This is a genomic window from Cupriavidus sp. KK10 (genome assembly GCF_018223725.1).
In the GTDB taxonomy this organism is placed as follows: domain Bacteria; phylum Pseudomonadota; class Gammaproteobacteria; order Burkholderiales; family Burkholderiaceae; genus Cupriavidus; species Cupriavidus necator.
This window is the reverse complement of the sequence record NZ_CP073677.1, coordinates 2,434,328-2,460,108: the sequence shown is the minus strand read 5'-3', so window position 1 is coordinate 2,460,108 and position 25,781 is coordinate 2,434,328. Positions and strand designations below refer to the sequence as shown.

At 66.5% G+C, this 25,781-nt stretch carries 23 protein-coding genes; 14 read left to right on the top strand and 9 right to left on the bottom strand.

Annotation, left to right across the window (positions count from 1 at the left end; genetic code table 11):
• The first annotated feature begins 41 nt into the window (after window positions 1-41).
• Together KB879_RS11800 and KB879_RS11795 are read left to right on the top strand one after the other, a co-directional pair.
• The gene (locus KB879_RS11800) at window positions 42-2,816 is read left to right on the top strand and encodes an ATP-dependent Clp protease ATP-binding subunit (protein ID WP_211981386.1); all 2,775 of its coding nucleotides are present in this window, start codon (window positions 42-44) and stop codon (window positions 2,814-2,816) included.
• 44 nt (window positions 2,817-2,860) lie between these two features.
• Window positions 2,861-3,058 (top strand): hypothetical protein, encoded by a 198-nt coding sequence (locus KB879_RS11795; RefSeq protein ID WP_211981384.1) that lies wholly within the window; start codon window positions 2,861-2,863, stop codon window positions 3,056-3,058.
• A gap of 65 nt (window positions 3,059-3,123) precedes the next feature.
• Here the strand turns inward: KB879_RS11795 and KB879_RS11790 are convergent, their stop codons facing one another.
• A complete protein-coding gene (locus tag KB879_RS11790; protein WP_013952996.1) occupies window positions 3,124-4,029 on the bottom strand; it encodes an adenylate/guanylate cyclase domain-containing protein in 906 nt (301 codons plus the stop codon).
• A gap of 78 nt (window positions 4,030-4,107) precedes the next feature.
• Between KB879_RS11790 and KB879_RS11785 the strand changes: the two genes are divergently transcribed.
• The 5 genes from KB879_RS11785 to KB879_RS11765 all read left to right on the top strand — a co-directional run bounded on the left by KB879_RS11785 (window position 4,108) and on the right by KB879_RS11765 (window position 9,688).
• The gene (locus KB879_RS11785; RefSeq protein ID WP_238553091.1) at window positions 4,108-5,028 is read left to right on the top strand and encodes a hypothetical protein; all 921 of its coding nucleotides are present in this window, start codon (window positions 4,108-4,110) and stop codon (window positions 5,026-5,028) included.
• A complete protein-coding gene (locus tag KB879_RS11780) occupies window positions 5,025-5,483 on the top strand; it encodes a (2Fe-2S)-binding protein (protein ID WP_013952994.1) in 459 nt (152 codons plus the stop codon). Before KB879_RS11785 ends, KB879_RS11780 begins: the two co-directional genes overlap by 4 nt.
• 9 nt (window positions 5,484-5,492) lie before the next feature.
• A complete protein-coding gene (locus KB879_RS11775; RefSeq protein ID WP_211981382.1) occupies window positions 5,493-7,667 on the top strand; it encodes a xanthine dehydrogenase family protein molybdopterin-binding subunit in 2,175 nt (724 codons plus the stop codon).
• A 420-nt stretch (window positions 7,668-8,087) separates the two neighbouring features.
• Window positions 8,088-8,636, top strand: a complete 549-nt coding sequence (locus KB879_RS11770; protein WP_228772400.1) for an AraC family transcriptional regulator — start codon at window positions 8,088-8,090, stop codon at window positions 8,634-8,636.
• A 149-nt stretch (window positions 8,637-8,785) separates the two neighbouring features.
• Window positions 8,786-9,688: a LysR substrate-binding domain-containing protein gene (locus KB879_RS11765; protein ID WP_013952991.1), complete on the top strand. Its 903-nt coding sequence runs from the start codon at window positions 8,786-8,788 to the stop codon at window positions 9,686-9,688.
• Here the strand turns inward: KB879_RS11765 and KB879_RS11760 are convergent.
• The 6 genes from KB879_RS11760 to KB879_RS11735 all read right to left on the bottom strand — a co-directional run bounded on the left by KB879_RS11760 (window position 9,685) and on the right by KB879_RS11735 (window position 17,626).
• The gene (locus tag KB879_RS11760; protein WP_211981381.1) at window positions 9,685-11,217 is read right to left on the bottom strand and encodes a class I adenylate-forming enzyme family protein; all 1,533 of its coding nucleotides are present in this window, start codon (window positions 11,215-11,217) and stop codon (window positions 9,685-9,687) included. The two genes, KB879_RS11765 and KB879_RS11760, sit on opposite strands and share 4 nt — an antisense overlap.
• A 143-nt stretch (window positions 11,218-11,360) precedes the next feature.
• Window positions 11,361-12,659, bottom strand: a complete 1,299-nt coding sequence (locus KB879_RS11755; protein WP_013952989.1) for a CaiB/BaiF CoA-transferase family protein — start codon at window positions 12,657-12,659, stop codon at window positions 11,361-11,363.
• Window positions 12,660-12,755: 96 nt separating this feature from the next.
• On the bottom strand, window positions 12,756-13,913 hold the full coding sequence (locus tag KB879_RS11750; protein WP_013952988.1) for an acyl-CoA dehydrogenase family protein: 1,158 nt from the start codon (window positions 13,911-13,913) through the stop codon (window positions 12,756-12,758).
• Window positions 13,914-13,965: 52 nt separating this feature from the next.
• Window positions 13,966-14,955 carry a Bug family tripartite tricarboxylate transporter substrate binding protein gene (locus KB879_RS11745; RefSeq protein ID WP_371827402.1) on the bottom strand — a complete coding sequence of 330 codons (990 nt, stop codon included), beginning with the start codon at window positions 14,953-14,955 and terminating at the stop codon, window positions 13,966-13,968.
• Window positions 14,956-15,071: 116 nt separating this feature from the next.
• Window positions 15,072-16,280 carry an acetyl-CoA C-acetyltransferase gene (locus tag KB879_RS11740; protein ID WP_013952986.1) on the bottom strand — a complete coding sequence of 403 codons (1,209 nt, stop codon included), beginning with the start codon at window positions 16,278-16,280 and terminating at the stop codon, window positions 15,072-15,074.
• 41 nt (window positions 16,281-16,321) lie between these two features.
• A complete protein-coding gene (locus KB879_RS11735; protein ID WP_211981380.1) occupies window positions 16,322-17,626 on the bottom strand; it encodes an acetyl-CoA hydrolase/transferase family protein in 1,305 nt (434 codons plus the stop codon).
• Between the two features lie 255 nt (window positions 17,627-17,881).
• Between KB879_RS11735 and KB879_RS11730 the strand changes: the two genes are divergently transcribed.
• Window positions 17,882-19,048, top strand: a complete 1,167-nt coding sequence (locus KB879_RS11730; protein WP_211981379.1) for an acyl-CoA dehydrogenase family protein — start codon at window positions 17,882-17,884, stop codon at window positions 19,046-19,048.
• 149 nt (window positions 19,049-19,197) lie between these two features.
• Here the strand turns inward: KB879_RS11730 and KB879_RS11725 are convergent, their stop codons facing one another.
• Window positions 19,198-19,713 (bottom strand): Lrp/AsnC family transcriptional regulator, encoded by a 516-nt coding sequence (locus KB879_RS11725; protein WP_013952983.1) that lies wholly within the window; start codon window positions 19,711-19,713, stop codon window positions 19,198-19,200.
• Window positions 19,714-19,905: 192 nt separating this feature from the next.
• Here KB879_RS11725 and KB879_RS11720 point away from each other — a divergent pair, with 192 nt between their 5' ends.
• On the top strand, window positions 19,906-20,922 hold the full coding sequence (locus KB879_RS11720; protein ID WP_013952982.1) for a 1-aminocyclopropane-1-carboxylate deaminase: 1,017 nt from the start codon (window positions 19,906-19,908) through the stop codon (window positions 20,920-20,922).
• Window positions 20,923-20,964: 42 nt separating this feature from the next.
• Here KB879_RS11720 and paaX read toward each other — a convergent pair whose 3' ends face one another.
• Complete coding sequence (gene paaX, locus KB879_RS11715; protein ID WP_153954018.1) at window positions 20,965-21,906, bottom strand: phenylacetic acid degradation operon negative regulatory protein PaaX; 942 nt, start codon at window positions 21,904-21,906, stop codon at window positions 20,965-20,967.
• A gap of 131 nt (window positions 21,907-22,037) precedes the next feature.
• Between paaX and paaA the strand changes: the two genes are divergently transcribed.
• The 5 genes from paaA to paaE are packed head-to-tail and all read left to right on the top strand — an operon-like array spanning window position 22,038 to window position 25,743.
• On the top strand, window positions 22,038-23,024 hold the full coding sequence (gene paaA / locus KB879_RS11710; protein WP_013952980.1) for a 1,2-phenylacetyl-CoA epoxidase subunit PaaA: 987 nt from the start codon (window positions 22,038-22,040) through the stop codon (window positions 23,022-23,024).
• A gap of 54 nt (window positions 23,025-23,078) precedes the next feature.
• Window positions 23,079-23,360 (top strand): 1,2-phenylacetyl-CoA epoxidase subunit PaaB, encoded by a 282-nt coding sequence (paaB, locus tag KB879_RS11705; protein ID WP_010809321.1) that lies wholly within the window; start codon window positions 23,079-23,081, stop codon window positions 23,358-23,360.
• Window positions 23,361-23,370: 10 nt separating this feature from the next.
• Entirely contained in the window at window positions 23,371-24,126 is a 756-nt protein-coding gene (paaC, locus tag KB879_RS11700) for a 1,2-phenylacetyl-CoA epoxidase subunit PaaC (RefSeq protein WP_211981378.1), read from the top strand.
• Window positions 24,123-24,647: a 1,2-phenylacetyl-CoA epoxidase subunit PaaD gene (paaD, locus tag KB879_RS11695; RefSeq protein ID WP_371827401.1), complete on the top strand. Its 525-nt coding sequence runs from the start codon at window positions 24,123-24,125 to the stop codon at window positions 24,645-24,647. Before paaC ends, paaD begins: the two co-directional genes overlap by 4 nt.
• Before the next feature lie 19 nt (window positions 24,648-24,666).
• Window positions 24,667-25,743 carry a 1,2-phenylacetyl-CoA epoxidase subunit PaaE gene (gene paaE / locus KB879_RS11690; RefSeq protein WP_013952977.1) on the top strand — a complete coding sequence of 359 codons (1,077 nt, stop codon included), beginning with the start codon at window positions 24,667-24,669 and terminating at the stop codon, window positions 25,741-25,743.
• Window positions 25,744-25,781 lie beyond the last annotated feature (38 nt).

Genomic DNA, 25,781 nt, shown 5'->3' with positions numbered 1-25,781 from the left:
CTGTTGAAGCAATGTGACCTACCTGTGGAGGAAAGTCCATCATGCCGACCCTATGCGAAATCTGCAACGCACGTCCCGCCGTGGCACGGGTGACCGTGGTTCAGGACGGCGAGCGCAAGACGATGTCGATCTGCGACTACGACTACCGGCAGCTGCTGCGCCACCAGGACATGCTCAACCCGTTCGACTCCCTGCTGGGTGGCGGCGGCCTGTCCCGCTTCTTCCGCGGAATGGGAGGCGGGATGGATGACGACGAGCATCCCGGGTACTCCACCGAAGTTCCGCGCGAATCCGTCGACCCCACCGATGCCTTCAGCGAGCAGACCATGGAGCTGCTGCAGCGCGCCGCGGAGAAGGCCCACGAGCTGCGGCGCAATGAACTCGATACCGAGCACCTGCTCTACGTGCTCGCCGATACCGATGTCTGCACGGCGCTGCTCAAGGAGCTCAAACTCTCGCCGCAGGACATCAAGGGCTATATCGACGAGCATGCGCAGACCGGAACCGCCGAACCCGACGCGGCCATCGACCGGATGACGATCTCGCCGCGGCTGAAGAAGGCCTTCCAGTTTGCCTTCCAGGCCTCGCGCGACCTGGGGCATTCCTACGTTGGACCCGAGCACCTGCTGATCGGCCTGGCCTCGGTGCCGGACAGTATTGCCGGGACGCTGCTGAAAAAATACGGCGTGACCCCCGAGGCGCTGCGCCAGAAGGTGGTGAAGGTGGTCGGCAAAGGCGCTGAAGACGGCCGCGTCGACACGCCGACCGGCACGCCCACGCTGGACAAGTTCGGGCGCGACCTGACCGCGATTGCGCGGCAGGGCAAGCTCGATCCGGTGCTGGGCCGTGCGCAGGAGATCGAGAGCACGATCGAAGTGCTGGCGCGGCGCAAGAAGAACAACCCGGTGCTGATCGGCGAGCCAGGCGTGGGCAAGACCGCCATCGTGGAAGGCCTGGCGCAGCGCATCGTCAATGGCGATGTGCCGGAGGTGCTGCGCGGCAAGCGTCTGGTTGAGGTGAACATCAATTCGATGGTCGCCGGGGCCAAGTACCGCGGCGAGTTCGAGGAGCGTGCCAAGCAGCTGATCGATGAGGTCACGGCCAAGAACGACGAACTGATCCTGTTTATCGACGAACTGCACACCATCGTCGGCGCGGGGCAGGGCGGCGGCGAGGGCGGGCTCGATATCGCCAACGTGCTCAAGCCCGCGCTGGCGCGCGGGGAACTGAGCCTGATCGGCGCCACCACGCTGAACGAATACCAGAAATACATCGAGAAAGACGCGGCGCTGGAGCGGCGCTTCCAGCCGGTGCTGGTGCCGGAGCCGACTGTCGAGCAGACCATCGTCATCCTGCGCGGCCTGCGCGACAAGCTTGAGGCGCACCACCAGGTCACCTTCGCCGACGACGCCTTTGTCGCCGCGGCGGAACTGTCGGACCGCTACATCACCTCGCGCTTCCTGCCGGACAAGGCCATCGACCTGATCGACCAGGCCGCGGCGCGCGTGCGCATCGGCGCCACCTCGCGCCCCGCGGATATCCAGGAACTGGAGGCCGAGATCGCCCAGCTCAAGCGCGAGCAGGACTATGCGTCGTCGCGCAAGCGCTTTGACGAGGCCAAGGGCTTCGAGGACCGCATCAACCACAAGCAGAAGCGGCTTGATGAGCTGACCGAGGCCTGGCAGCGCAAGACCGGGTCGGAGACCCTGGAGGTGACGGTCGCGGCCATTGCCGAAGTGGTGTCGCGCCTGACCGGCATCCCCGTGACCGACCTGACCCAGGAAGAGCGCCAGAAGCTGCTGAAGATGGAAGCGCGGCTGCGCGAGCGGGTGGTGGGGCAGGAGGACGCGGTGGTCGCGGTCAGCGACGCGGTGCGCTTGTCGCGTGCGGGCCTGGGCCAGGCCAACCGCCCGATCGCGACTTTCCTCTTCCTCGGGCCGACCGGCGTCGGCAAGACCGAGCTGGCCAAGGCCCTGGCGGAAACCGTGTTCGGCGACGAGCAGGCCATCATCCGCATCGACATGTCCGAGTACATGGAGCGCCATGCGGTGGCCCGGCTGATCGGCGCGCCCCCGGGCTATGTCGGCTACGACGAAGGCGGGCAGCTGACCGAACGCGTACGGCGCAAGCCCTATAGCGTGATCCTGCTGGATGAAATCGAGAAGGCCCACCCGGACGTGAACAACGTGCTGCTGCAGGTCTTCGACGATGGCCGCTTGACCGACGGCAAGGGCCGCGTGGTGGACTTCAGCAACACCGTCATCATCGCCACCAGCAACCTGGGCGCGCCGATCATCATGGATAACCTGGAGCAGCCCGAGGACAAGCGCATGCCTGAGAAGGACTTGCGCGAGGCGCTGATGAAGGTGCTGAAGGGACACTTCCGGCCCGAGTTCCTGAACCGCATCGACGACATCATCGTGTTCCATGCGCTGTCGCGCGAGAACATCCGTGCGATCGTGCAGATCCAGCTGGAGCGCGTGGTGCGCACCGCCGCGGCGCAGGACATCACGGTCAAGCTCGACGATGACCTGGTCGATCATCTGGTCGAGGTGGGCTACCAGCCTGAGTTCGGTGCGCGGGAGCTGCGGCGCCAGATCCGCCAGTCGGTCGAGACCGGGCTGGCCAAGGAGATTCTCGGCGACAAGCTGAAATCCGGCGACAGCGTCGAGCTCGGCTACGACAAAGCAAGCGACGCCGTGGTCTTCAGGAAGATGGAAGCCGTCAAGAAGCCGAAGGCAGGCAAAGCTGCCGCCAAGGGCGCTGCACCCAAGAAGGCGGATAGCACCGTCGCGGCAGGAGACTCCAGCGCTTGAGCGCAAGAGCCAGGGCAATCACGACTTTCGTGGGAGATTCGCAAATGCAGGAGTACGACTTTTACATCAATCTGCTGAAACCGACGCTGGGGCTCTATGTGCGCAAGGGGGCAGGACTTCAGGACCTCGCCGACGCAAAGGAGTGGCAACTTGAAGGGACGGTTCCGGAGAGCGCATTGTCACCCGGTATGTTGAAGGGGCTGGAAGCCAACGGGCACGCCTTTCAGGAGCTGGGCGGGTAACCCGCCACGCGCGGCCGCGGCCTGTTCCGATGGGTTGCGGCCGCACGGCTTCCTTCCTGCCAGCATCACTTCTCGTCGACAAAGAACTCGATACCCTCGTCGATGCATTCTTTCGGCTGGGCAAAGGTAATCCAGCCATGACCCCTGAGCGTGATTTCGTCACGGCGCAGGATGAGCGCGTTTTCGCCATCGATCTTCACGTGGGTGCCGTTCGAGCTTCTGTCGATCAGGACAAAGCGGCCGCCGCGCGGCTCCACCGTGGCCTGGAATCTCGACACCTGCCGGTCCGTGACCACAATGCTCATGGTCGTGTCCCGGCCAATGGTGACAGGCGGCGAGGCGGTGTTCATTTCGAAGACGGTTCCCCGATACCGTAGCGAGAGCAATGCCGAACGGGCCAATGCGAGATCCACCGGGGCCACCAGGGTCAGGTCGATGCTCTGCTGCCAGATCGCTTCATACAGCTCGATCACCTGGTGCTTGCCGCGCACCTGTATCGGATACAGGTAGCGCGTCATCTGGCGCAGCCCCGCGGACAGTTGCTCAACCGCGTTCTTGCTGGTGATGATCTGGCCCCGCGACGCGAGGCTGGCCAGTCGGGCGGCAAGGTTCACGGTGTCGCCGAACAGGTCGCCGGATTCGTCCGACAGGATCGGACCATGGTGGAAGCCGATATGAATTGCCAGCGGTGCGCCGATGATCGGCGGCAGCCCGGCGACGGCCTCCTGCATGTCCAGTGCCGCCCGCATCGCATTCTCCGCCGCGGGAAACAGCACCATGATTTCGTCACCGATGGTCTTGACCACCCGTCCTTGCGCGGCCGCGGAGTGGGACTTCATCAGCGCGAGGCACTGGCGGATTGCGCCAAGCGCCACGGCATCGCCGGCCTGCTCGTAGAGTCTGGTGCTGTCGCAGACGTCCGCGAACATCACCGATCCATCGGACGCGTCTTGTCGCGAATCTTGGTCCATATGCATCACAGGCCGTTTGGTCGGAGCGCGCCATGCCCTTCAATCGGCAGTGCGCTTCGTCTGCATGATAGAACTTCATTGCGACATTGCAGCACTGGTGACCATCTCGAAAAAGTGCTGCTTGCCGATCCGGGCACCTCGATCCTCTCCTGCCGTTTCGCCTTGCCAGGGATCGCATCAGGCACTACAACGATCAAGCACGCCGACGACGGTGAAGGAGGAGGCCCCATGATGCATCACGCCCGCAACCCTCTCGTCGCCGCCACTCGCCAGCTTTTGGCGGGCTCCGTCCTGACGCTTCCGGCGCTCGCCTTTGCTGCCGGGCCCGGCGGAGCCTTCCAGCCCACGCAGGTTTCCGCCACGCCCGACCGCAACGCCGGGCTGCAGGCCTTCGCGCAGATCGAACGTGTGCTGCTGCATGCCCGCTGCCTGAATTGCCACGTGCCCGACGGCCCGCTGCAGGGCGATGCGAAACGGGTGCACTTTCCACCGGTGCAGCGTGGCGCCGACGGCAAAGGCGTGCCGCCACTGCAATGCGCCACCTGCCATGCCACCCAGAACAGTCCGCTCGCGCATGCGCCGCCCGGGCTCGATACCGACGGCCAGCCGGGCTGGCACATGCCGCCAGCGAAGATGAAGATGTCATGGTTGGGCCTGTCCGGGCCGGCGCTGTGCAAGGTCTTGCGCGACACCAGGACCAACGGCGGCCGCTCGCTGGCGATGCTCGAAGAACACATGGTGACCGACCACCTAGTGGCTTGGGGCTGGCAACCGGGGCCGGGGCGCGAATTGCCGCCGCTGGACAAGCCCGCGTTCGACGAGCAGGTGCGCCAGTGGATACGCAATGGTGCGCCGTGCGATACGCGCGAGCCGCTGCGTACCTCTGCCGGGCCCACGCGCGCCGCCGCCGACGAAGCCTTGCTGAAGAACCTGCGCGCCATCGCCGGATCGGGCGCCTTGACACAGACGACGGGCACGAGCAACGGGAGCCAGCCATGATCTCCTTTCAACTGAACGGCAAGACCCAGCAGGTTGACGTGCCCGGCGACACGCCGGTGCTGTGGGTGCTGCGCGACACGCTGGGCCTGACCGGGACCAAGTTCGGCTGCGGCATCGCGGTGTGCGGCGCGTGCACGGTCCATGTCGATGGCCAGCAGCGCCGCGCGTGCGTGACGCCGGTGTCCTCCATCGCCGGCCGGCAACTCACCACGATCGAGGGCATCGGCGAGGACCCGGTGGGGCGCGCAGTCGAAGAGGCCTGGGTGCGCAACGACGTCACGCAGTGCGGCTATTGCCAGAGCGGCCAGGTCATGTCGGCGGTGGCGCTGCTCAAGGTCAACCGGCGCCCGACCGATGCCGACATCGAACAGGCCATGAGCGCCAACCTGTGCCGCTGCGGCACCTATGCGCGCATCCATGCCGCGGTCAAGGATGCAGCCAAGGCTATCGGCTGAGGAGATGCCATGAGACTCATGCAGCAGGCAAGCGGCGGCATCGATCGGCGGACCTTCCTGAAACTGAGCGTCGGCTCAGGCTTCGCGCTCTGTGCCGTTCCGCTTGGCGCGCAGACGGAGGCGGCGGCGCAGCCCAAGGCGCCGGTGCAGCCATCGGCCTTCGTCAGCATCGATGCCGACGGCACGGTGATGGTCACGATCGGCAAGCTTGAATTCGGGCAGGGCGTGCAGACGGCACTGCCGATGCTGGTGGCCGAGGAACTGGACGCGGACTGGAGCAAGGTGCGCTGCCAGCTGGCCCCGGCCGGCGAGGCCTATAAGGATCCGGTGTTCCATATCCAGATGGTCGGTGGCTCGACCAGCATGAAGAACTCGTGGACGCAGTATCGAGAGGTCGGCGCGCGCATGCGCGCCATGCTGCTCGGGGCCGCCGCCAGGCGCTTCGGGGTGCCGGCCGGGCAGCTTAAGGCCGAGGCCGGCGTGGTGACCGCGCCCGACGGCCGCCGAGCCACGTACGGCGAGCTGGCCGCCGCGGCCCTGGCCGAGCCGGTGCCGGCGAGCGTACAGCTGAAGTCGCCGCAGCAATTCAGGCTGATCGGCAAGCCCACCGGCCGGCTCGACGCGCGCGACAAGTCCACCGGCAGGCAGCAGTTCGGCATCGACATGGCGCTGCCCGGCGCGCGCACCGTGGTCATGGTGCATCCGCCGGTGTTCGGCGCCAGGGTCGCGCGCTTCGACCCCGCGCGTGCCAAGGCCATCGCCGGCGTGGAAGAGGTCTACCAGGTGCCACTGGCCGGCGGCGCGACAGGGTTGGCGATCGCGGCCAATGGGTTCTGGCCGGCGCGCACGGCGCGCGAGGTGCTGCAGGTGGAATGGGACACCAGCGGTGTCGAGAAGCCGGACAGCGATGCACTGCTGGCGCGCTACCGCGAACTGGCGGCCCGGCCCGGCGTGCGGGCCAAGGCGGCGGACACTTCGGCGCTGGCCACCGCGCCACACAAGCTCACCGCCGAGTATGTCTTCCCCTACCTGGCGCACACGCCGATGGAGCCGCTCAACTGCACCATCGATTTTCGCGGCAACCAGTGCACGGTGTGGGCCGGCTCGCAGTTCCAGACTGTCGACCAGGCCAACGTCGCAGCCGTGCTCGGCCTGAAGCCGGAACAGGTGACGTTCAACACCATGATGGCCGGCGGCGGCTTCGGCCGGCGTGCCGTGCCCACATCCGACTACCTGTTTGAGGCCGCCCAGGTGGCCAAGGCGCGCTATGCGGCCGGCCGGCGCGAGCCGATCAAGATGATCTGGACGCGCGAAGACGACGTGCGCGGCGGCTACTACCGCCCGATGCACCTGCACCGCGTTGAAATCGGCCACGACGGCAAGGGCAAGGTGTTGGCCTGGAAGCACGTGATCGTCGGCCAGTCCATAACCAGCGGCACCCCGTTCGAGTCCTTCACCGTGAAGAACGGGGTCGACTCGACCATGGTCGAGGGTGTGAGCGACAGTGCTTATCCGTTCCCGATCGCGCTCGAGATCCATCATCCCAAGGTCAATGTTCCGGTGCTGTGGTGGCGCTCGGTGGGGCACACGCACACGGCCTACGTCATGGAGACCCTGGTCGATGAACTGGCGCGCGCTGGCGGGATCGATCCGGTGGCGTACCGCCGCACGCTGCTGCGTGAGCACAAGCGTCACCTGGCGGCACTGGACCTGGCGGTCGAGCGCTCGGGCTACGGCAAGCGGCGCCTCGCGGGCGGGCGGGCCTGGGGCGTGGCGGTGCATGAATCGTTCGACACCGTGGTCGCGTATATCGTCGAGGTCTCGATGCGCGGCAATCAGCCGGTGGTGCACCGGGTCACTGCGGCCGTCCACTGCAACATGCCGATCAATCCGCGCACGGTCGAGGCGCAGGTCCAGGGCGGCATGATGATGGGGCTGGGCACCACGCTGCCCGGCGCGCAGATCACGCTGAAGGATGGCGTGGTCCAGCAGAGCAACTGGAACGACTACCGGCTCGCCACGCATGCGGACATGCCGCCGCAGATCGCGGTGCATATCGTGCCGTCGGCCGACCCGCCGACCGGCATTGGCGAGACCGCGGTGCCGCCGATCGCGCCGGCACTGGCTAACGCCGTCGCGGCGCTCACCGGCAAGCGGCATCGCAGCCTGCCGTTCACCGCGTGATCTTCGAGCAAGTCGGTATGGCCAGCGTGCCCCCAGACCGCTAGCCAACGGTTTTCGGTGCGCCAAAGCCGCCCGAACTAGCCTAAGCAAGGTGTTCTCCCTCTCCCCTCATGGGGAGAGGGCCGGGGTGAGGGGTGGTTTAGCTGGGAACCACATCAAGCGGGGCCTTCGGTTTTATCCAGCACAACGCCCGTTGAAGGCCCAACCCTCTCCCGCAAGCGGGAGAGGGAGCAAACACCCCGGCAGTGCAAGTGTCCATCGTGCACCAACGGCCATGCGGCGGCGGTGAACGGTGCATTCGGAAATGGCAGAGGCGGGCAATCCAATTAGCGGCGATCATGCAGCCTGATCCTGTCCGCATCCCGAGCCACCATGCACGTCCATCTGCAGTCCCACATGCACGTCAGCCTGCAGCAGCTGTTGCTGGCCTTCCCGCTGTCGGTCTCTACGGCCCACGGCAGGCTGGTGCTCAGGCGCCGCGGCTATGAGCGTCTGCTGCTGCCGGGCCAGCAGCTCACCATCGAACCGTTTGAAACCTTTGCGCTGCACCTGGATGGCAGCAGCACTCAGCCGGCCGCGTGCACCCTCGAAATCCAGCGCATGATCCCTGCGGCGCAGCAGGAATGCCTGCACCACCGCATCTGCAAGCGAGTTTTCCTGCAACCGCATTACGCCTGGAATGCTGCGTTTATCGCGGAACGACTGGGCATGTCCACGGCACAGCTACGCCGCCTGCTGTTTTCGCAGGGCACGGCGCTGACCGACCTGTGCCGCACGCAACGGCTGATGCGGTTGCTGTTCGAGGTCATGGCCGGTGATGCCGGCATTGGCGATGCCCGGCGGCGCGTCGGCTGGCCAGCCAGCAGTGATCTGGACTGCGCTTTCTACGACCGCTTCGGCTTATCGATGGAGGCTGCCAGGCGGTTGGCGGTGGTGCGCGCGGCGCAGCGGCAGCGCTCGGTCGCCTGACTAGTTCCCAAAAATCTACCTGACGTTCGCAAGCATCCGGGATCAGGTCCCCGATGCGAGGGTGCCGGCCCCTGCAAATTGCGCCCGCCAGAGTGTACTGAGCGCCGCGCTTTGCGAGATAATCCGGCCCTACGCTGCGGAATGATGTCATGCGCTTTGATCTGGTCGACCTGAAACTGTTCACGCATATTGCGGAGGCCCAGAGCCTGACCGGCGGTGCGCAACGCTCACACCTGTCGCTGGCCGCGGCCAGCACGCGCATCAAGAACCTCGAGGAACACGTCGGCGTCAAGCTGCTGAGCCGCAGCAGCCAGGGCGTGAAGGTGACCGGGGCGGGGGAGACCCTGCTCGCCCATGCGCGCCGCGTGCTGCGCCAGCTGGAGCAGCTGAGCGGCGATCTGCAGGAATACGCGGCGGGCGTGAAAGGCCATGTGCGCGTGTTCGCCAACACCACCGCAATGAGCGAGTTCCTGCCGGCGGTGCTGCGCACTTATCTCGTCAGCCATCCGGACGTGACCATCGACATGCACGAGCGCCTGAGCCCGGATATCGTGCGCGCGGTGCAGGAGGGTATGGTGGACATCGGCATCATTGCCGGCAACGTGCGCACGGAAGGGCTGGAGGTGATGCCTTACCGGCGCGACCGCCTGGTGCTGGCCACCGCGCTGAGCCATCCGCTGGCCGAGCGCGGCAGCGTGGATTTCATCGATACGCTGGACTATGACTTCATCGGTCTGCCCGAGGCCAGCGCGATCCACAATTTCCTGATGCGGGCCGCGGCCGACCTGCAGCGCACGCTGCGCTGGCGCGTGCAGGTCAGCAACTTCGAGACCGCGTGCCGGATGATCGAGGCCAATGTCGGCGTCGGCGTGTTGCCGGAGACTACCGCCAGCCGCCATGCGAAGACGATGGCGCTGCGCATCGTCCAGCTCAACGATGAATGGGCCGAGCGCAAGCTGCAGGTATGCGTGGCCGACCTCGGCGCCTTGCCGCTGTTTGCGCGCAAGCTGGTGGACCTGCTGGTCGAGGACGGCCTGGGGCGCCAGGACTAGGGCTTGTCCGCCAGCATCTGTCGAAGCTGGTGCTTCAGTAGCTTGCCGCTGGCCGTGGTGGGGATCGAGGCCACGCGCAGGATCCGCTCCGGGCGCTTGTACGGCGACAGGCGGTCGACCAGGTAGTCGTGCAGGGCCTGCGCGTCGAATTTCTCGCCATCCCTGATCTCGACGAAGGCGATCACTTCCTCGTTGCCGTCCACGGTGGGATGTCCGATGACGGCCGACACGCGCACGGACGGATGCGTGTTGATGACCGATTCGACTTCGATCGGGTAGACATTGAAGCCCGAGCGGATGATCAGGTCCTTGGTGCGGCCGACGATGAACAGCGCGCCGTCGGGGTCCAGCCGGCCGATGTCGCCGGTGTTGAGCCAGCCGTCGGGCCGCAGGGCCTCGGCGCTCAGGTCCGGTGCGCGGTAGTAGCCGCGCATCACGCCGGGCCCCCTGATCCATAGCTCGCCGGGTTCCCCCTGCGGTATCGGCTTGCCCTCCGGCCCAACCACCCGCAGTTCTGCGCCTTCGACGATCTCGCCCGCCGAGCAGTCGGTGCGCGGCCGGTCCATGCGGGTCACAAACAGCGACCCCGCATATTCGGTCATGCCGTAGCCATGGTGCAGCGGCTGGCCGAACATCGCCTCGACGTCGTGCTTGAGCGTCGGATCAAGCGGCCCGCCGCCGGTGTAGAGATAGCGCAGCCGCGACGAAGGCTGCAGGGGCGCTCCCGTTGCCCGCACATGGGCGAGGATGCGGTTGAACATCGTCGGCACGCCCTGCAGCAGCGTGATCGCACCCTGCCGGATCGCAGCGGTGACGTCCGCGGCATTGAAGCGCGCGCTCAGGTACAGGCTGGCGCCGGCCTGCAGGGTCGAGACCAGCAGCGTCCCCAAGCCGAAGATATGCGACATGGGCATGACTGCATAGGCGCAGTCGTCTGCCTGCATGCGGCGTGACGCCACCGTGACCCGCGCAAAGTGCAGCAGGCCCCGGTGGGTAACCATCACCCCCTTGGGCTGTCCGGTGGTGCCTGAGGTATAGATCAACGCGGCGACGTCACGCGCCAGCGCTTCAGGCTCGCGCTCGCCGGCCTCGTCGACAGCGCCTGCCATCAGCGGGCCGAGGCCGGCCGGGGCAATCTCCCTGGCCCGGTAGCGCACGCCGTGCCGCAGGGCATCGGGCGACACCGCGTGGGTGAACAGCATCAGGCGCGGCTGGCAGTGGGCGCGGATCACCTCGATTTCCCGCTCCGACAGGCGGGCGTTGACGACGACCGGCCACGCGCCCAGTTCTGACAAGGCGAACACCAGCGTGATCACTGCCAGGCAGTTCTCGGCCGTGATCAGCACCCGATCGCCGGTGCCGACGCCCTGCGCTTGCAGGTAGCGCTGCGCATCCTCGATGCCCGCCCACAGCTGCGCATAGGTGGTGGTCCGACCTTCCTCGAAGACGGCCACATGGCCGGGGGTCTCGGCGGCCCAGTGGCGTGGGATATCGCTGATCCGTGGTGGGGTGTCTCGGTCCGGTGGCATCTCGCGGGAATCCTTGTGCTGGAAAAACCGTTCGGCAAGGCGGCGTGCCAGCCGAACGGCGCCAGTGTATGTGTGCCCGTTGCACGGTGCAATCGGTAATCGGCAAAGGCGGATTTCTTGCCTGCCGAAAGCCGCCTGGCCGCTTACACCACGCGCCTGGCGCGCAGTGCTTCCAGTTGCTGCGGGCTCAGCTTCAGGTACTCGCGCAGCACCTCGTCGGTGTGCTGGCCCAGGGCGGGCGGGGCATAGCGCAGCGTCGGGGGCGTCTCCGACAGGCGCAGCGGGCTGGCCGCGGTGACCACCTGGTTCACGGACTCGCCTGCGGGCGGCTGGGCTCCCGGATAGCGCTCTTGCTCGACGCGCAGGCCACGGTGCTGCACATGTGGGTCGGCGTGGGCCTGGGCGATGTTGTTGATGGGGCCGCAAGGCACGGAATTGGCTTCCAGCAGCGTGACCCATTCCGCCGTTGACCGGGTGCGCGTGAGCTCCATCATCATTGCGATCAGCGTCTTGCGGTTGTTGACGCGGCCGGTGTTGGTGGCATAGCGTTCGTCGCGCGCCCAGTCCACGCCCGCGGCGTCGCAGAAGCGTGCGAACTGCCCGTCGTTGCCGATGGCCAGCAGCATATTGCCGTCGGCGGTCGGGAAGTCCTGGTAGGGCACCACGCTGGGGTGGATATTGCCCTGGCGCCGGGGCACGTCGCCGGCGTTCAGGAAGCCCGCGCCCTGGTTGGCCAGCACTGCCATCGCCACATCCAGCAGGGCGATGTCGATATGCTGGCCGCGGCCGGTGAAATGGCGTGCTTCCAGCGCGCTCAGGATCGCGGTGGTGGCATACATGCCGGTGAACAGGTCGATCACGGCCACGCCCACCTTCATCGGGCCGCCGCCGGGCTCGCCGTCGGCGTGGCCAGTGATGCTCATCAGGCCGCTCATGGCCTGGATCAGCAGATCGTAGCCGGGCCGCGCCGCGTAGGGACCGGTGTGGCCAAACCCCGTGACCGAGCAATAGATCAGGCGCGGGTTGAGCGCGCTCAGGCTGTCATAGTCCAGCCCGTAGCGCTTGAGGCCGCCGGTCTTGAAGTTCTCCACCACCACATCGCTCTGCCGGGCCAGTTCGCGGATCAGCTCCTGCCCCTCCGGCGTGGCCATGTCCACCGTGACCGAGCGCTTGTTGCGGTTGGCGGCGGTGAAATAGCAAGCCTGCCGGGTCGGCGCGCCGGCCTCGTCAGCGAGGAACGGTGGCCCCCAGTGGCGCGTATCGTCGCCTTCGCCGGGCTTCTCGATCTTGATCACGTCGGCGCCCATGTCCGCCAGGTTCTGGGTGGACCACGGCCCGGCTAGCACGCGCGAGAGGTCAAGCACCCGCAGGTGGCTCAGGGCGCCGGTGCGGGGGGAGGGGGGAGGAAGGCCAGTGGCCGGCGTAGCGGTGGAATCTGTCATGTCAGGTCAGGCGGTCTCAAGGCAGGCTGCCTATCCTGGGGGCGGGCAGCGTTGCGCGTGGGCTTGGGTCAGGCGTCCTGGAACGGGGCGCGGTTCTTACGCGCCGCGGGCTTCACGGATCATGTTGCGCGCAATGATGACCTGCTGGATCTGCGTGGTGCCCTCATACAGGCGGAACAGGCGCACATCGCGGTAGAAGCGCTCGATGCCGAACTCGGAAATGTAGCCGGAACCGCCAAGGATCTGCACCGCGCGGTCCGCCACGCGGCCCACCATCTCGGTGGCGAACATCTTGCAGCACGAGGCCTCGGTGGAGACGTTCTTGCCTTCGTCGCGGCGGCGCGCGGCGTCGATCACCATACATTCGGCGGCATAAAGCTCGGCCTGGCTGTCCGCCAGCATGGCCTGGATCAGCTGGAACTCGCAGATCGGCTGGCCGAACTGCTGGCGCTCCAGTGCGTAGTTCAGCGCGTCGCGCAGCACGCGCCTGGCCACCCCGACGCTGACCGCCGCAATGTGCAGCCGGCCCTTGTCGAGCACCTTCATCGCCGTCTTGAAGCCCTGGCCTTCCTTCAGGCCGATCAGGTTGGCCGCCGGTACGCGCACGTTGTCGAAGATCACGTCACAGGTGTGCGCGCCTTTCTGCCCCATCTTCACGTCGCGCTTGCCGAAGCTGATGCCCGGTGTCTTGGCATCGACGATAAATGCAGAGACGCCGGCCGAGCCCTTGATTTCAGGGTTGGTACGCGCCATCAGCGTGAACATGCCGGCCTGCGGCGCATTGGTGATAAAGCGCTTGGTGCCGTTGACCACGTAGTGGTCGCCATCCCTGACCGCGGTGGTGCGCAGCGAACCGGCGTCCGAGCCGGCTTCCGGTTCGGTCAGGGCAAAGGAGGCCAGGATCTCGCCGGTGGCCAGGCGGGGCAGCCACGCGGCCTGCTGCTCCGGCGTGCCGTCCATCAGGATGCCCTGCGAGCCGATGCCCACGGTGGTGCCCAGCAGCGAGCGGAAGGCCGGCGAGGTCTGGCACAGCTCCATGACCACGCGCACCTCCTCTTCCATGGTCAGCTCCAGGCCGCCAAAACGCTCGGGGATGGTCATGCCGAACAGGCCCATCTCGCGCATGTCCTGCACGATGTCCTGCGGGATTTCGTCGGTCTCGGCGACCAGCGCCTCGGCGGGAACCAGGCGTTCGCGCACAAAGCGGCGCACGCTGTCGAGCAGGGCTTCGAGGATGTCGTTATCGCGGATCATGTCAGTTCTTCCTGGATGTCGGGTCGGTGTCGGTTCGAGGGTGGCGGGGCCATCAGTCCAGCGTCACGCCCTTGAGCACGCTGGCCCACTGCGTGCGCTCGCGCGCGGCGGTGTTCACGACGTCCTGCGTGGTGCCGCTCCACTGTTCGTAGCCCAGTTCGGCATAGCGCTTCCTGAGCTCCGCGTCTTCCACGGCCTGCCGCACTGCCGCAGCCAGCTTCTGGGTCTGCTCGGGGGTTACGCCCTTGGGGGCGTAGATGGCGTACCAGCCGCCGGCTTCATAGTCCTTGAGGCCGGCAATCCCGGATTCGCGGAAGGTGGGCACGCCGGGCAGCGATGCGCTGCGCTTGGGCGAGCCCACGGCGATGGGCTTGACCTTGCCGCTCTGCACATAGCCGCTGGCGGTGCTGATGATGTCGAACATCACGTCGATCTGGCCGCCGATGGTGTCGGTCATGGCCGGGGCATTGCCCTTGTAGGGAATATGGTTCAGCTCGACCTGTGCCTGCCGGGCGAACAAGGCCATGGCGACGTGGTTGGAGCTACCCACGCCCGAAGAGCCGTAGCTGAGCTTGCCGGGATGCGCCTTGGCGTAGGCAACCAGGTCCTGGGTGCCCTTGAACGGCTCTTTGACGTTGGCCACCAGCATGTTGTAATAGCGCGCCACCGGTGCCACCGGGGCGAGGTCCTTCGCCGGGTCGTACGGCAGGCTCTTCATGATGTTGGGCGCGACCGTCAGCGCCGCGCTGGCGGCGAACCACAGCGTGGCGCCATCGGGCTTGGCGCGGACCACTTCATAGCCGGCCAGCGTGGCATTGGCGCCGGGCTTGTTGTCGACGATGACGTTGGCGTTGAGCGCCTTGCCCAACGCCACCGCAAACAGGCGCGCGGCCTGGTCGGCAGGGCCGCCGGCCGCGTAGCCGACCACGAGGCGCACCGGCTGGCCGTTGGGCTGCGCCGAGGCAGGGGGAGTGGCCAGAGTTGCGCCGCACAGGGCCAGGGCGGCCAGCATGGCGTGACGGCGTGAGATGGAAATCAACATACTTCTCCTACGTAAAGCAAAGAGCCGATGGCAAAAGCCGAAAAGCAAAAGGCAAAAGGCGGGCGCAGCCCCCGCCGTCGCGCACGGGGGCTGTACGGCGAATGCAGTGGGTTTTCTCAGTAGCGTTCGAAGACCGCGGCAATACCCTGGCCGCCGCCGATGCACATGGTTTCCAGGCCATAGCGGCCGCCGCGGCGCTGCAGTTCGTGCAGCAGCGTGGCCAGGATGCGCACGCCGGTGGCGCCGATCGGATGGCCAAGCGAGATGCCCGAGCCGTTCACGTTGAGCTTCTGCTCGATCGCGTCCTGGTCATGCCATTCCCAGCCCTTGAGCACGGCCAGCACCTGGCAGGCGAAGGCTTCGTTCAGCTCGACCAGGTCCATCCGGTCCAGCGTCAGGTTCAGGCGCGCCAGCAGCTTCTTCACCGCGGGCACCGGGCCGATGCCCATGTGCGAGGGCTCGCAGCCAGCCGCCGCCCAGCCCACCAGCGAGGCCATGGGGGTGAGGCCCAATTCGGCCAGCTTGTCTTCGGCCACGATCAGGCACGCGGCCGAGGCGTCGTTCTGCTGGCTGGCGTTGCCGGCGGTGACGGTACCGTTCGGCATCAGCGTGCGCAGCTTGCCCAGGCTTTCACGCGTGGTTTCCGGGCGGAAACCTTCGTCGCGCGCGAACCGCACCGGATCGCCCTTGCGCTGGGGCACCTGCACGGGGACGACCTCGGCATCGAAGCGGCCGGCCTCCCAGGCTGCCGCGGCGCGTGCGTGGCTGCGGGCGGCGAAGACATCGGCCGCTTCGCGGCTGATGCCGTAGTCGCGCGCCAGGTTCTCGGCCGTCTCGATCATCCCGGAGATCTTGCCGAAGCGCTCGACCGGCTGGGAGCGTTCACGGCCGCGGTCGAGGCGGTCGAAGAAGCGCACATTGCCCGAGCGCGCGCCCCAGCGCATGTCGGTGGTGTAGTACTCGATATTGCTCATGCTCTCGACGCCGCCCGCGATCACCACGTCGGCGGCGCCGCTTTGCACCATCATCGAGGCCGTGACAATGGCCTGCAGGCCGCCGCCGCAGCGGCGGTCCAGCTGCATGCCCGGCACTTCGACCGGCAGGCCGGCCTGCAGCGCGGCCCAGCGGCCGACGCAGGGCACTTCGCTGTTGGCGTAGGACTGGGCAAAGACCACGTCATCGATACGCGCGGGATCGATGCCGCTGCGTTCCACCACGGCGCGCACGGCGGTGGCGGCCAGCTCCTCCACGGGCACCGGGCGCAGGCTGCCGCCGAAGGTGCCGACGGGCGTGCGGAGGGGAGTGACGATTGCAGCTCTGCGCATGGAAGTCTCCTTGGAACTCTGTGTTGGGGTGAGCAAATAAGTCAGTCGGTCAGCGTGTGCCCGGGAAGGGCCACGAAGGCCGCGCCACACTGGCGCAGCATGGCGTGGGCCTGGTGCTCCAGGTCCTCGCGGTGTTCGGGGGCGGCAATGTCCAGCATGCGGCGCACGCGCTGCGACAGCGTCTGGCCGCGCAGGTCGGCCACGCCGTGCTCGGTGACGATCAGGCCCGCATCCGAGCGGGGCGTGCTGACCGGGCCGGACAACTGCGCCACGATGCGGCTCGCGCCCTTGGCGGTCGCCGGCAGCGCGACGATGGGCAGGCCGCCGCGGCTGCGCGCGGCGCCGCGCAGGAAGTCCACGGCACCGCCGACGGCGCCGACATAGACGCCGGCGGCGACTTCGGCGTTCACCTGGCCGGTGAGGTCGACCTCGATGGCGGAGTTGATAGCGGTCAGCTTGTCGACGCTGGCCAGCACCTCGGGGTGATGGGTATAGGCGGTCTCGCGCAGCTGCAGTTGCGGATTGCGGTGCGCCCAGCGCCGCAGCCGTTCGCTGCCCATCAGGATGCCGGCAATGCCCACGCCCGTATCGATGCTCTTGCGTGCGTTGGTCAGCACCCCAGCTTCGGCCAGTGCCGCAATGCCGTCGCCGATCGCGCCACTGTGCAGCCCCAGGTCGCGGTGGTCATGCAGCGCAGCCACCACGGCCTCAGGGAGGTTGCCGATGCCCATCTGCAGGGTGGCGCCATCCTCCACCCAGCCGGCGATGTGGCGTGCAATCGCCTGTTCGGCCGGCCCGGGCGCGCTGCGGTCAAGGCTGATGGGCGGGTGCAGCGCTTCGACCTGCAGGTCGATATCGTCCGCGGTCAGGTAGCGGCTGCCGTGGGTCCACGGCACCTCCGGGTTCACCTCGGCGATGATGACGCGGGCGCGGTCGAGCGCCGCGGGGAGGTATTCATGCACCGCCCCCAGGCTGTGGCGCCCCTGCTCGTCGGCGGGCGAGACCTGCACCAGCACCACGTCCGCCCGAAGCGTGCCCTGGCGGATCAGCCCGGGCAGGTGCGAATAGTGGCTGGGCACGATGTCCAGCACGCCGGCCCTGGCCAGTTGCCGGTGCGGACCGCTGGCGGCGTAGCCGAAGAAGTCGAGCACGTCGGCCTGGGCCGGCTGCAGGGTGTCTGACTGCCCGATGCCGACAAAGACACTGAGCCGTCCGCCCTGGGCGATGGCGTGGCGGTGTTCCACCAGCGCGCGCGTCAGCGTCAGCGGCTCGGCGGTGGCCTGCCCCCACCAGATATGGTCTCCGGGGCGGATCAGGGCTTTCAGGCGGGAGGCGAGGGTGTGCATGTCCACGGGGCAGCGGTCAGTCGGCGCATGCGCCAGATAGCCCGGAGCATGTCTCCAAAGCGGGGTTTGCGCTATTTGACAATGCCAATGGCGGACTTTGGCGAAAGCGAAAGGCCTTGACCGTCGCCGGGACTTAACCCCGGTGGAAGGCGCGCTTTCGGAAAGGCTGATTGTCCAACTGGCCGAACGCCGCGACTATTGCGGCTATCACAAGGAGGCGGCCGTCCGCCACAGACCGAACGCAAGCCAAGCGCCATGATCGAACAGACCCAATCGAACAACTTCCAAGAAATCCGCGACGCCATCCGCGCGCTTTGCGCGGAGTTTCCCGATGAGTACTTCCGCAAGGTGGACGAGCAGCGCGCCTATCCCGAGGCCATGGTCAATGCGCTGACCGCGGCGGGCTGGCTGGCGGCGCTGATTCCGCAGGAATACGGTGGTTCCGGCCTGGGCCTGACCGAAGCCTCGGTCATCATGGAAGAGATCAACCGCTGCGGCGGCAACTCCGGCGCCTGCCACGGGCAGATGTACAACATGGGCACGCTGCTGCGGCACGGCTCCAAGGCACAGAAGGACAAGTACCTGCCGAAGATTGCCTCGGGGGAATGGCGCCTGCAGTCCATGGGCGTGACCGAGCCCACCACCGGCACGGACACCACCAAGATCAAGACCTCGGCGGTCAAGAAAGACGGACGCTACGTCATCAACGGCCAGAAAGTCTGGATCAGCCGCGTCCAGCACAGCGACTTCATGATCCTGCTGGCGCGCACCACGCCGCTGGCCGAGGTGAAGAAGAAGAGCGAAGGGATGTCGATCTTCATGGTGGACCTGCACGAGGCGCAGAAGAAGGGCCTGACCGTGCGCCCCATCCCCAATATGGTCAACCACGAGACCAATGAACTGTTCTTCGAGGACTTGGAAATCCCCGAGGAAAACCTGATCGGTGAAGAGGGCAAGGGCTTCAAGTACATCCTCGATGGCCTGAACGCCGAGCGCACGCTGATCGCGGCCGAGTGCATCGGCGACGGCTATTGGTTCATCGACCGCGTCACCAAGTACGTCAAGGAACGCGAGGTCTTCGGCCGCCCCATCGGCCAGAACCAGGGCGTCCAGTTCCCGATTGCCGAGTCCTTTATCGAACTGGAAGCGGCGAACCTGATGCGCTGGAAAGCCTGCGAACTGTTTGACAAGCACGAGCCCATGGGGGCCCAGGCCAACATGGCCAAGTACCTGGCGGCCAAGGCCAGCTGGGAGGCCGGCAACGCCTGCCTGCAGTTCCACGGCGGCTTTGGCTTTGCCTGCGAATACGACGTGGAGCGCAAGTTCCGGGAAACGCGGCTGTACCAGGTGGCACCGATCTCCACCAACCTGATCTACTCCTTCGTCGCCGAACACGTCCTGGGCCTGCCGCGCTCATTCTGAGCGATGGACTTAGCGCCAGCCCCAACATTCAAGGGGCTGGCCGGATGGAACCCCGGCAGCAACGGAGCCGGGGGTTCTGCTTCGCCCCAGGCCCCCGAATTTCCCCCTGTCTCCTCTCTTCGTCCGCGCAGCCGGATCCAGCCCGATCCTCAAATCGGAAACTGCGTCGTCGACAGCACCTGCTTGAGCACCATGAACGAGCGAATCTGCCGCACGCCCGGCAGATAGAGCAACTGCTCCGCGTGGAGGCGGTTGAAGCTCTCGCTGTCCTTCGTCCTGAGCATCATGATGTAGTCGAACTCGCCGGTGACTTCATGGCATTCCATGCAGCCTGACACCTTCTGCGCCGCTTTCTCAAAGGCGGCGAACGACTCGGGCGTGGACCTGTCCAGCACGACCCCGATGATGACCAGCATCCCCGCGTCCAGGGGAGCCGGGTTCAGCAGCGCCACGACGCCGCGGATCAGGCCATCCGCCTTCAGGCGTTCCACGCGGCGCAGGCATGCGGGCGGGCTGAGGCTGACCTTGGCCGCCAGGGCCAGGTTGGAGATGGATGCATCGCGCTGCAAGGCGCGGAGGATGGCCTTGTCCGTGCGATCCAGCACCGGCGCGGGCTGCGGGGAGGTCTCGGATTTCGTACGAAATTTTATTCTGGATGTGGCCATTTCTACGGAATAAAGAGAATTTTCTGGTGCTTCCGGCCTTTTTATCGTGCAAGAACTCGCAGATCTTTGCAAGCACCTTTCGTCCCAGCGTTCTTATGATGATTCCAGATGCGGCGTCGCGCAGCTTCCGTGCGAATGCCGGGCTTTGCGGCTGCCGGGCGCCCGCATGCCAACCACAACCTGGAGCCAGTCATGAACCTGAAGCAATTTCCGCGTCATTCCCTGACCTTCGGCCCGACGCCGATCCATCCGCTATCGCGGCTGAGCGAAAGCCTGGGTGGCAAGGTCGAGCTCTATGCCAAGCGCGAGGACTGCAACAGCGGCCTTGCCTTTGGCGGCAACAAGACGCGCAAGCTCGAATACGTCATTCCCGACGTCCTGGCGCAGGGCGCCGATACGCTGGTCTCGATCGGCGGGATCCAGTCGAACCACACGCGCCAGGTTGCCGCCATCGCGGCCCACCTGGGGCTGAAGTGCGTGCTGGTGCAGGAGAACTGGGTCAACTACTCAGACGCGGTCTATGACCGCGTGGGCAACATCCAGATGTCGCGCATCATGGGGGCCGACGTGCGCCTGGTCAGCGAAGGGTTTGACATCGGCATTCGCCCAAGCTGGGAAGATGCCATGGAGAGCGTGCGCAAGGCGGGCGGCAAGCCCTACCCGATTCCGGCAGGCTGCTCGGAGCACCCGCTCGGCGGTCTCGGCTACGTAGGGTTCGCCGAGGAAGTCCGGGAGCAGGAAGCCGAGCTCGGCTTCAGCTTCGACTACATCGTCGTCTGCTCGGTCACCGGCAGCACCCAGGCGGGCATGGTGGTGGGATTCGCTGCCGACGGCCGTGCGGACCGGGTCATCGGCATCGATGCATCGGCCAGGCCGGAACCGACGCGCGCGCAGATCCTGCGCATCGCACGCCATACCGCGGAGCTGGTCGGCCTCGGCCGCGACATCACTGAAGCGGACGTGGTGCTGGACACCCGCTATGGCGGCCCCGAATACGGCCTGCCTTCGGCGGGCACCCTGGAAGCCATCCGCCTCAGCGCCAGGCTGGAAGGCATGATGACCGACCCGGTCTATGAGGGCAAGTCCATGCAGGGCATGATCGACATGGTCCGTCGCGGCGAGTTTCCGCAAGGATCGAAAGTCCTCTTTGCTCACCTGGGCGGGGTGCCGGCGCTGAACGCCTACAGCTTCCTCTTCAAGGACGGGTGATTCCGTGCACAGTCTCGCAGCCGGGATTCCCCCGATGCCCGGCTAATTGCCGCCGGCCGCCTGCGCGCCGGGCCCAAAGCGCAGGCGCAGGCTCCGGTTGGCATCCTGCAGCGAACCGTCCGCCGCTTCCACCACGCGGTGCAGGTAGTCTTCGCTGGCGTCGATCAACGCCCCATACAGGGTGTGGCACAAGCCGCGCGCGGTGCGGCCGGGCCAGTCTTGCGGCAGCATCGCTTCAGGCAGGTTGGGGTCGCGCAGCAGCACGCGCCGGTATTCATGCACCAGCAGCGTCCGCACGAAGAAGGCATCGGCCGGAGCAAGCCCGGCCGGCTCTTCGGCCAGCGGCGTAAAGCGGCGCAGCAGTGCCTGCCAGGCAGCGGCCACGTCGCCGAGCTTGAAGGTCTGGTGCATCAGCGCCTGCAGTGGCCGGATGGAAAACGCCTCGAGGCTGCTTGCCTCCATCACCGCCACATCGTCCTGCGCGCGCGCGGCCTGGATGATTTCGCGCAGCGAGGCGAGATCCGCATTGGGGTGGGCCATCACCCCTGGCGCAATGGCGCCGAAGCCCTCCCACAGCAATTCCCGCTTCAGCTTCTGCCGGACCGTGGCGCGTACGTCACCGCGCACCATCACCAGGGTCCAGCGGCCGTCCCATTCGGATGCCTCACCGGCGTAGATGCGCTTGCCGGCGTGCAGTACACGCTGCAAACCGGCGTCTGACAGCCCGTAGTAGCTGCGCCGCCCGATCCTGGTAGCGGCCAGCCAGTCGTCGGCGGTAAGGCGGAAGGTGGCGGTTCGCACCAGCCGGTCATTGATGCCAAACGGCGCCGCCAGCCGGATCAGGCTGCCCAGCCAGATGGCCTGGGGCCGCGGCGCCACCACATCGCCGAACAAGGTCACCAGCATGGAATTGGCGCCCAGCTTCAGCCCGCGTGCCAGCCGCGCCACGCGCGGAGAAACCGGATCGGTGCCTGACGTTGCCATTGGCCTGCCCCTTTAAGTGATACACAAACGCCGATTGATTGAATCAAATTGTATCACTACCATCCGTTGCAACTGACGATGTTGATGCAGGTCAAGACCCCGATTCAGAGCAACCAAGAGCGGAGCAAAGGATGTACGCACAGCTGGTGGAGACAGGAGCGACGAGGCTTCGCGCCATGGAAGAAATGGAGCCGCAGGAACGCGAGTTCCAGGCGCGCGTGGATGCCGGGATCAAGATCGAGGCCAAGGACTGGATGCCCGAGGCCTATCGCAAGACCCTGGTCCGCCAGATCTCACAGCATGCGCATTCGGAAATCGTGGGCCAGCTGCCGGAAGGCAACTGGGTCACCCGCGCGCCGACGCTAGAGCGCAAGGCAGTCTTGCTGGCCAAGATCCAGGATGAGGCCGGCCATGGCCTGTATCTCTACAGCGCGGCCGAGACGCTGGGCGTATCGCGCGACCAGATGCTGGGCGACCTGCACACCGGCAAGGCCAAGTATTCCAGCATCTTCAACTACCCGACGCTGAGCTGGGCCGATATCGGCATGATCGGCTGGCTGGTCGACGGCTCGGCCATCATCAACCAGGTGCCGCTGTGCCGCTGCTCGTTCGGCCCGTATGCGCGCGCCATGGTGCGCGTGTGCAAGGAAGAGTCGTTCCACCAGCGCCAGGGCTACGACATCCTGCTGTCGTTGTGCAACGGCACGCCCGAGCAGAAGCAGATGGCGCAGGACGCGCTGAACCGCTGGTGGTGGCCGGCGTTGATGATGTTCGGCCCGTCCGACGGCGATTCGCCCAACAGCGCGCAATCCATGCAATGGCGCATCAAGCTGTTCTCCAACGACGAGCTGCGCCAGAAGATGGTGGACCAGACCGTGCCGCAGGCCGAGTACCTGGGTTTGGTCATTCCCGATCCCGAGCTGAAGTGGAACGAGGAGCGCGGCCACTATGACTTCGGCGAGATCGACTGGTCCGAGTTCTACAACGTCATCCAGGGCAACGGCCCGTGCAACCGCGACCGCCTGCGCACCCGCGTCAAGGCCTGGGAAGAGGGCGCGTGGTTCCGCGATGCCCTGGTGACCCACGCCGACAAGCAGGCGCAGCGGGCCGCCGCCTGACACCGCGGCGCGCGGCGCCGCCATCCATCCAACGCAATGACACAGGAGGTTGCCATGAAAGAGTGGCCGCTTTGGGAGATCTTTATCCGCAGCCAGCACGGCCTGGCCCACAAGCACGTGGGCAGCCTGCACGCGCCGGACGGCGAAATGGCGATCAACAACGCGCGCGACGTCTACACGCGCCGCAACGAAGGCGTCAGCGTCTGGGTGGTGAAGGCCGGCGACGTGGTCGCCAGCAGCCCCGGCGACAAGGGCCCGCTGTTCGAGCCGGCCAACAGCAAGGTCTACCGCCACCCGACGTTCTTCCCGATGCCGGAAGCCGTCAAGCACATCTGATACGGCCCGCATGATGGACAACCACAAGCTCGAATACCTGCTGCGCCTCGGCGATTCCACGCTGGTCCTCGGCCAGCGCCTGTCGGAATGGTGCGGCCGCGGCCCGGCGCTGGAAGAGGACATCGCGCTGACCAATGTCGCGCTCGACCTGATCGGCCAGACCCGGCTGTGGCTGGGCTACGCCGCGGAAGTGGAGGGCGCCGGCCGCACCGCCGACCAGCTGGCCTACCTGCGCGACGCGCACCAGTTCCGCAACCTGCTGCTTGCGGAGCAGCCTAACGGCAGCTATGCCGATACGCTGGCGCGGCAGTTCCTGTTCGAAACCTGGCACTACTTCCTGCTCGACGGGCTGCAGCGCTCGACCGATGCCCGCATCGCGGAGATCGCCGCCAAGTCGCTCAAGGAAGTGACCTATCACGTGCGCCGCAGCGCCGACCTGGTGGTGCGCCTGGGCGACGGCAGCGAAGAGAGCCACCGCCGCATGCAGGATGCCTTCGACGACCTGTGGATGTTCAGCGGTGAGCTGTTCGAGTCCGACGCGGGCGACGTCGCGCTGGTGCAGGACGGCGCGGTGCCCGACCCCGCATCACTGGCCGAACCGTGGCAGCGCCACGTGGCCGCAGTGCTGGAAGAAGCCACGCTGCAATTGCCTGCCGGGACGTGGTCGCAGAGCGGCGGCCGCCACGGCCGCCATACCGAACACCTCGGCTACCTGCTGGCCGAAATGCAATTCCTGCAGCGCGCCTATCCGGGCGCCAGCTGGTGAACGCCGTGACTGCGCAAGCCATCGCACGCCCGGCCATCGGGCAGGTCTGGACCTGGCTCGATACGGTGCCCGATCCCGAGATCCCGGTGATCTCGGTGGTGGATCTCGGCATCGTGCGCGACGTGGCATGGGAGGACGACGCCTGCGTCGTCACCATCACCCCGACGTACTCCGGCTGCCCGGCCATGACCGTGATCCGGGAGGAGATCGAGCGCACGCTGGCCGCGCAGGGCATCGCCAGCGTGCGCGTGCGGACGCAGCTGGCTCCGGCCTGGACCACCGACTGGATGACGCCGCGCGGCAAGGCCAGCCTGGGCGGCTACGGCATTGCGCCGCCGGCCCAGCAGGTGATCGACATCAGCGGCATCAGCCGCAAGGTGGCGCCTGCGCTGGTGGTGGCCTGCCCGCACTGCGGCTCGCGGCACACGCGGCTGGTCAGCCAGTTCGGCTCGACCGCCTGCAAGGCCCTGTACCGCTGCGGCGACTGCAAGGAACCGTTCGATTACTTCAAGGCGCACTGAACCTGACCGGGGTAGTGAGATGAGCAAATTCCATGAACTGACCGTGGCCTCGGTCACCCGCGAAACCCGCGATGCCGTGGCCGTGACCTTTGCCGTGCCGGATGAACTGGCCGACACCTACCGCTACATCCAGGGCCAGCACCTGACGCTGCGCACCGGCATCGGCGGCGAGGACGTGCGCCGCTCGTACTCGATCTGCTCGGCGGTGCAGGACGCGCAGCTGCGCGTGGCGATCAAGCGCGTCGACGGCGGCCTGTTCTCGAACTGGGCCAACGAACAGCTGCAGCCCGGCATGAAGCTGGAGGTGATGCCGCCATCCGGCCACTTCCACGTGCCGCTGTCTGCCGCGCAAGCGAGGCACTACGTGGCATTTGCCGCCGGCAGCGGCATCACGCCGATGCTGTCGATCATCAAGACCACGCTACAGGCCGAGCCGGAAAGCCGCTTCACGCTGTTCTACGGCAACCGCGCCTCGTCTTCCGTGTTGTTCAAGGAAGAGCTGGAAGACCTGAAGGACACCTACCTGCAGCGCTTCAACCTGGTGTTCGTGCTAAGCCGCGAGCAGCTGGATATCGACCTCTTCAACGGCCGCATCGACGGCGAGAAGGTCAATGCCTTGCTCAAGCACTGGGTCAAGCCGCAGGACATCGACATCGCCTTTATCTGCGGCCCGCATTCGATGATGGAGGAGGTGTCGCAGGCGCTGCTCGACAACGGCGTGGACAAGGCCCGCATCAAGCGCGAGCTGTTCGCAACCAGCATCCCCTCGGCACGCCCGGCCGCGCATGCGCACAAGCAGGTGGGTCAGCAGCAGTGCGAGGTGACGGTGATCCAGGACGGCCGCACGCGTTCCTTCACGCTGGAGAAGAATAAGGAGACGGTGCTGGATGCCGCGCTGGCGCAAGGCATCGAGCTGCCTTACTCATGCAAGGGCGGGGTCTGCTCGACCTGCCGCTGCAAGCGCATCGAAGGCGAGGTCGACATGGACGTCAACTTTGCGCTGGAGGACTACGAAGTCGCGCGCGGCTTCATCCTCAGCTGCCAGAGCTACGCCGTCAGCGACAAGCTGGTGATCGACTTCGACCAGGAAACCTGAGGCGTTTCCTGCTGCCGTCCCGACCCATACACAAATCA

Excerpts from the sequence above, each read along its gene's own strand:
- KB879_RS11800 (WP_211981386.1), top strand. The coding sequence starts at position 42 with ATGCCGACCCTATGCGAAATCTGCAACGCACGTCCCGCCGTGGCACGG.
- KB879_RS11795 (WP_211981384.1), top strand. The coding sequence starts at position 2,861 with ATGCAGGAGTACGACTTTTACATCAATCTGCTGAAACCGACGCTGGGG.
- KB879_RS11790 (WP_013952996.1), bottom strand. The coding sequence starts at position 4,029 with ATGGACCAAGATTCGCGACAAGACGCGTCCGATGGATCGGTGATGTTC.
- KB879_RS11780 (WP_013952994.1), top strand. The coding sequence starts at position 5,025 with ATGATCTCCTTTCAACTGAACGGCAAGACCCAGCAGGTTGACGTGCCC.
- KB879_RS11775 (WP_211981382.1), top strand. The coding sequence starts at position 5,493 with ATGAGACTCATGCAGCAGGCAAGCGGCGGCATCGATCGGCGGACCTTC.
- KB879_RS11765 (WP_013952991.1), top strand. The coding sequence starts at position 8,786 with ATGCGCTTTGATCTGGTCGACCTGAAACTGTTCACGCATATTGCGGAG.
- KB879_RS11760 (WP_211981381.1), bottom strand. The coding sequence starts at position 11,217 with ATGCCACCGGACCGAGACACCCCACCACGGATCAGCGATATCCCACGC.
- KB879_RS11755 (WP_013952989.1), bottom strand. The coding sequence starts at position 12,659 with ATGACAGATTCCACCGCTACGCCGGCCACTGGCCTTCCTCCCCCCTCC.
- KB879_RS11750 (WP_013952988.1), bottom strand. The coding sequence starts at position 13,913 with ATGATCCGCGATAACGACATCCTCGAAGCCCTGCTCGACAGCGTGCGC.
- KB879_RS11745 (WP_371827402.1), bottom strand. The coding sequence starts at position 14,955 with ATGTTGATTTCCATCTCACGCCGTCACGCCATGCTGGCCGCCCTGGCC.
- KB879_RS11740 (WP_013952986.1), bottom strand. The coding sequence starts at position 16,280 with ATGCGCAGAGCTGCAATCGTCACTCCCCTCCGCACGCCCGTCGGCACC.
- KB879_RS11735 (WP_211981380.1), bottom strand. The coding sequence starts at position 17,626 with ATGCACACCCTCGCCTCCCGCCTGAAAGCCCTGATCCGCCCCGGAGAC.
- KB879_RS11730 (WP_211981379.1), top strand. The coding sequence starts at position 17,882 with ATGATCGAACAGACCCAATCGAACAACTTCCAAGAAATCCGCGACGCC.
- KB879_RS11725 (WP_013952983.1), bottom strand. The coding sequence starts at position 19,713 with ATGGCCACATCCAGAATAAAATTTCGTACGAAATCCGAGACCTCCCCG.
- KB879_RS11720 (WP_013952982.1), top strand. The coding sequence starts at position 19,906 with ATGAACCTGAAGCAATTTCCGCGTCATTCCCTGACCTTCGGCCCGACG.
- paaX (WP_153954018.1), bottom strand. The coding sequence starts at position 21,906 with ATGGCAACGTCAGGCACCGATCCGGTTTCTCCGCGCGTGGCGCGGCTG.
- paaA (WP_013952980.1), top strand. The coding sequence starts at position 22,038 with ATGTACGCACAGCTGGTGGAGACAGGAGCGACGAGGCTTCGCGCCATG.
- paaB (WP_010809321.1), top strand. The coding sequence starts at position 23,079 with ATGAAAGAGTGGCCGCTTTGGGAGATCTTTATCCGCAGCCAGCACGGC.
- paaC (WP_211981378.1), top strand. The coding sequence starts at position 23,371 with ATGATGGACAACCACAAGCTCGAATACCTGCTGCGCCTCGGCGATTCC.
- paaE (WP_013952977.1), top strand. The coding sequence starts at position 24,667 with ATGAGCAAATTCCATGAACTGACCGTGGCCTCGGTCACCCGCGAAACC.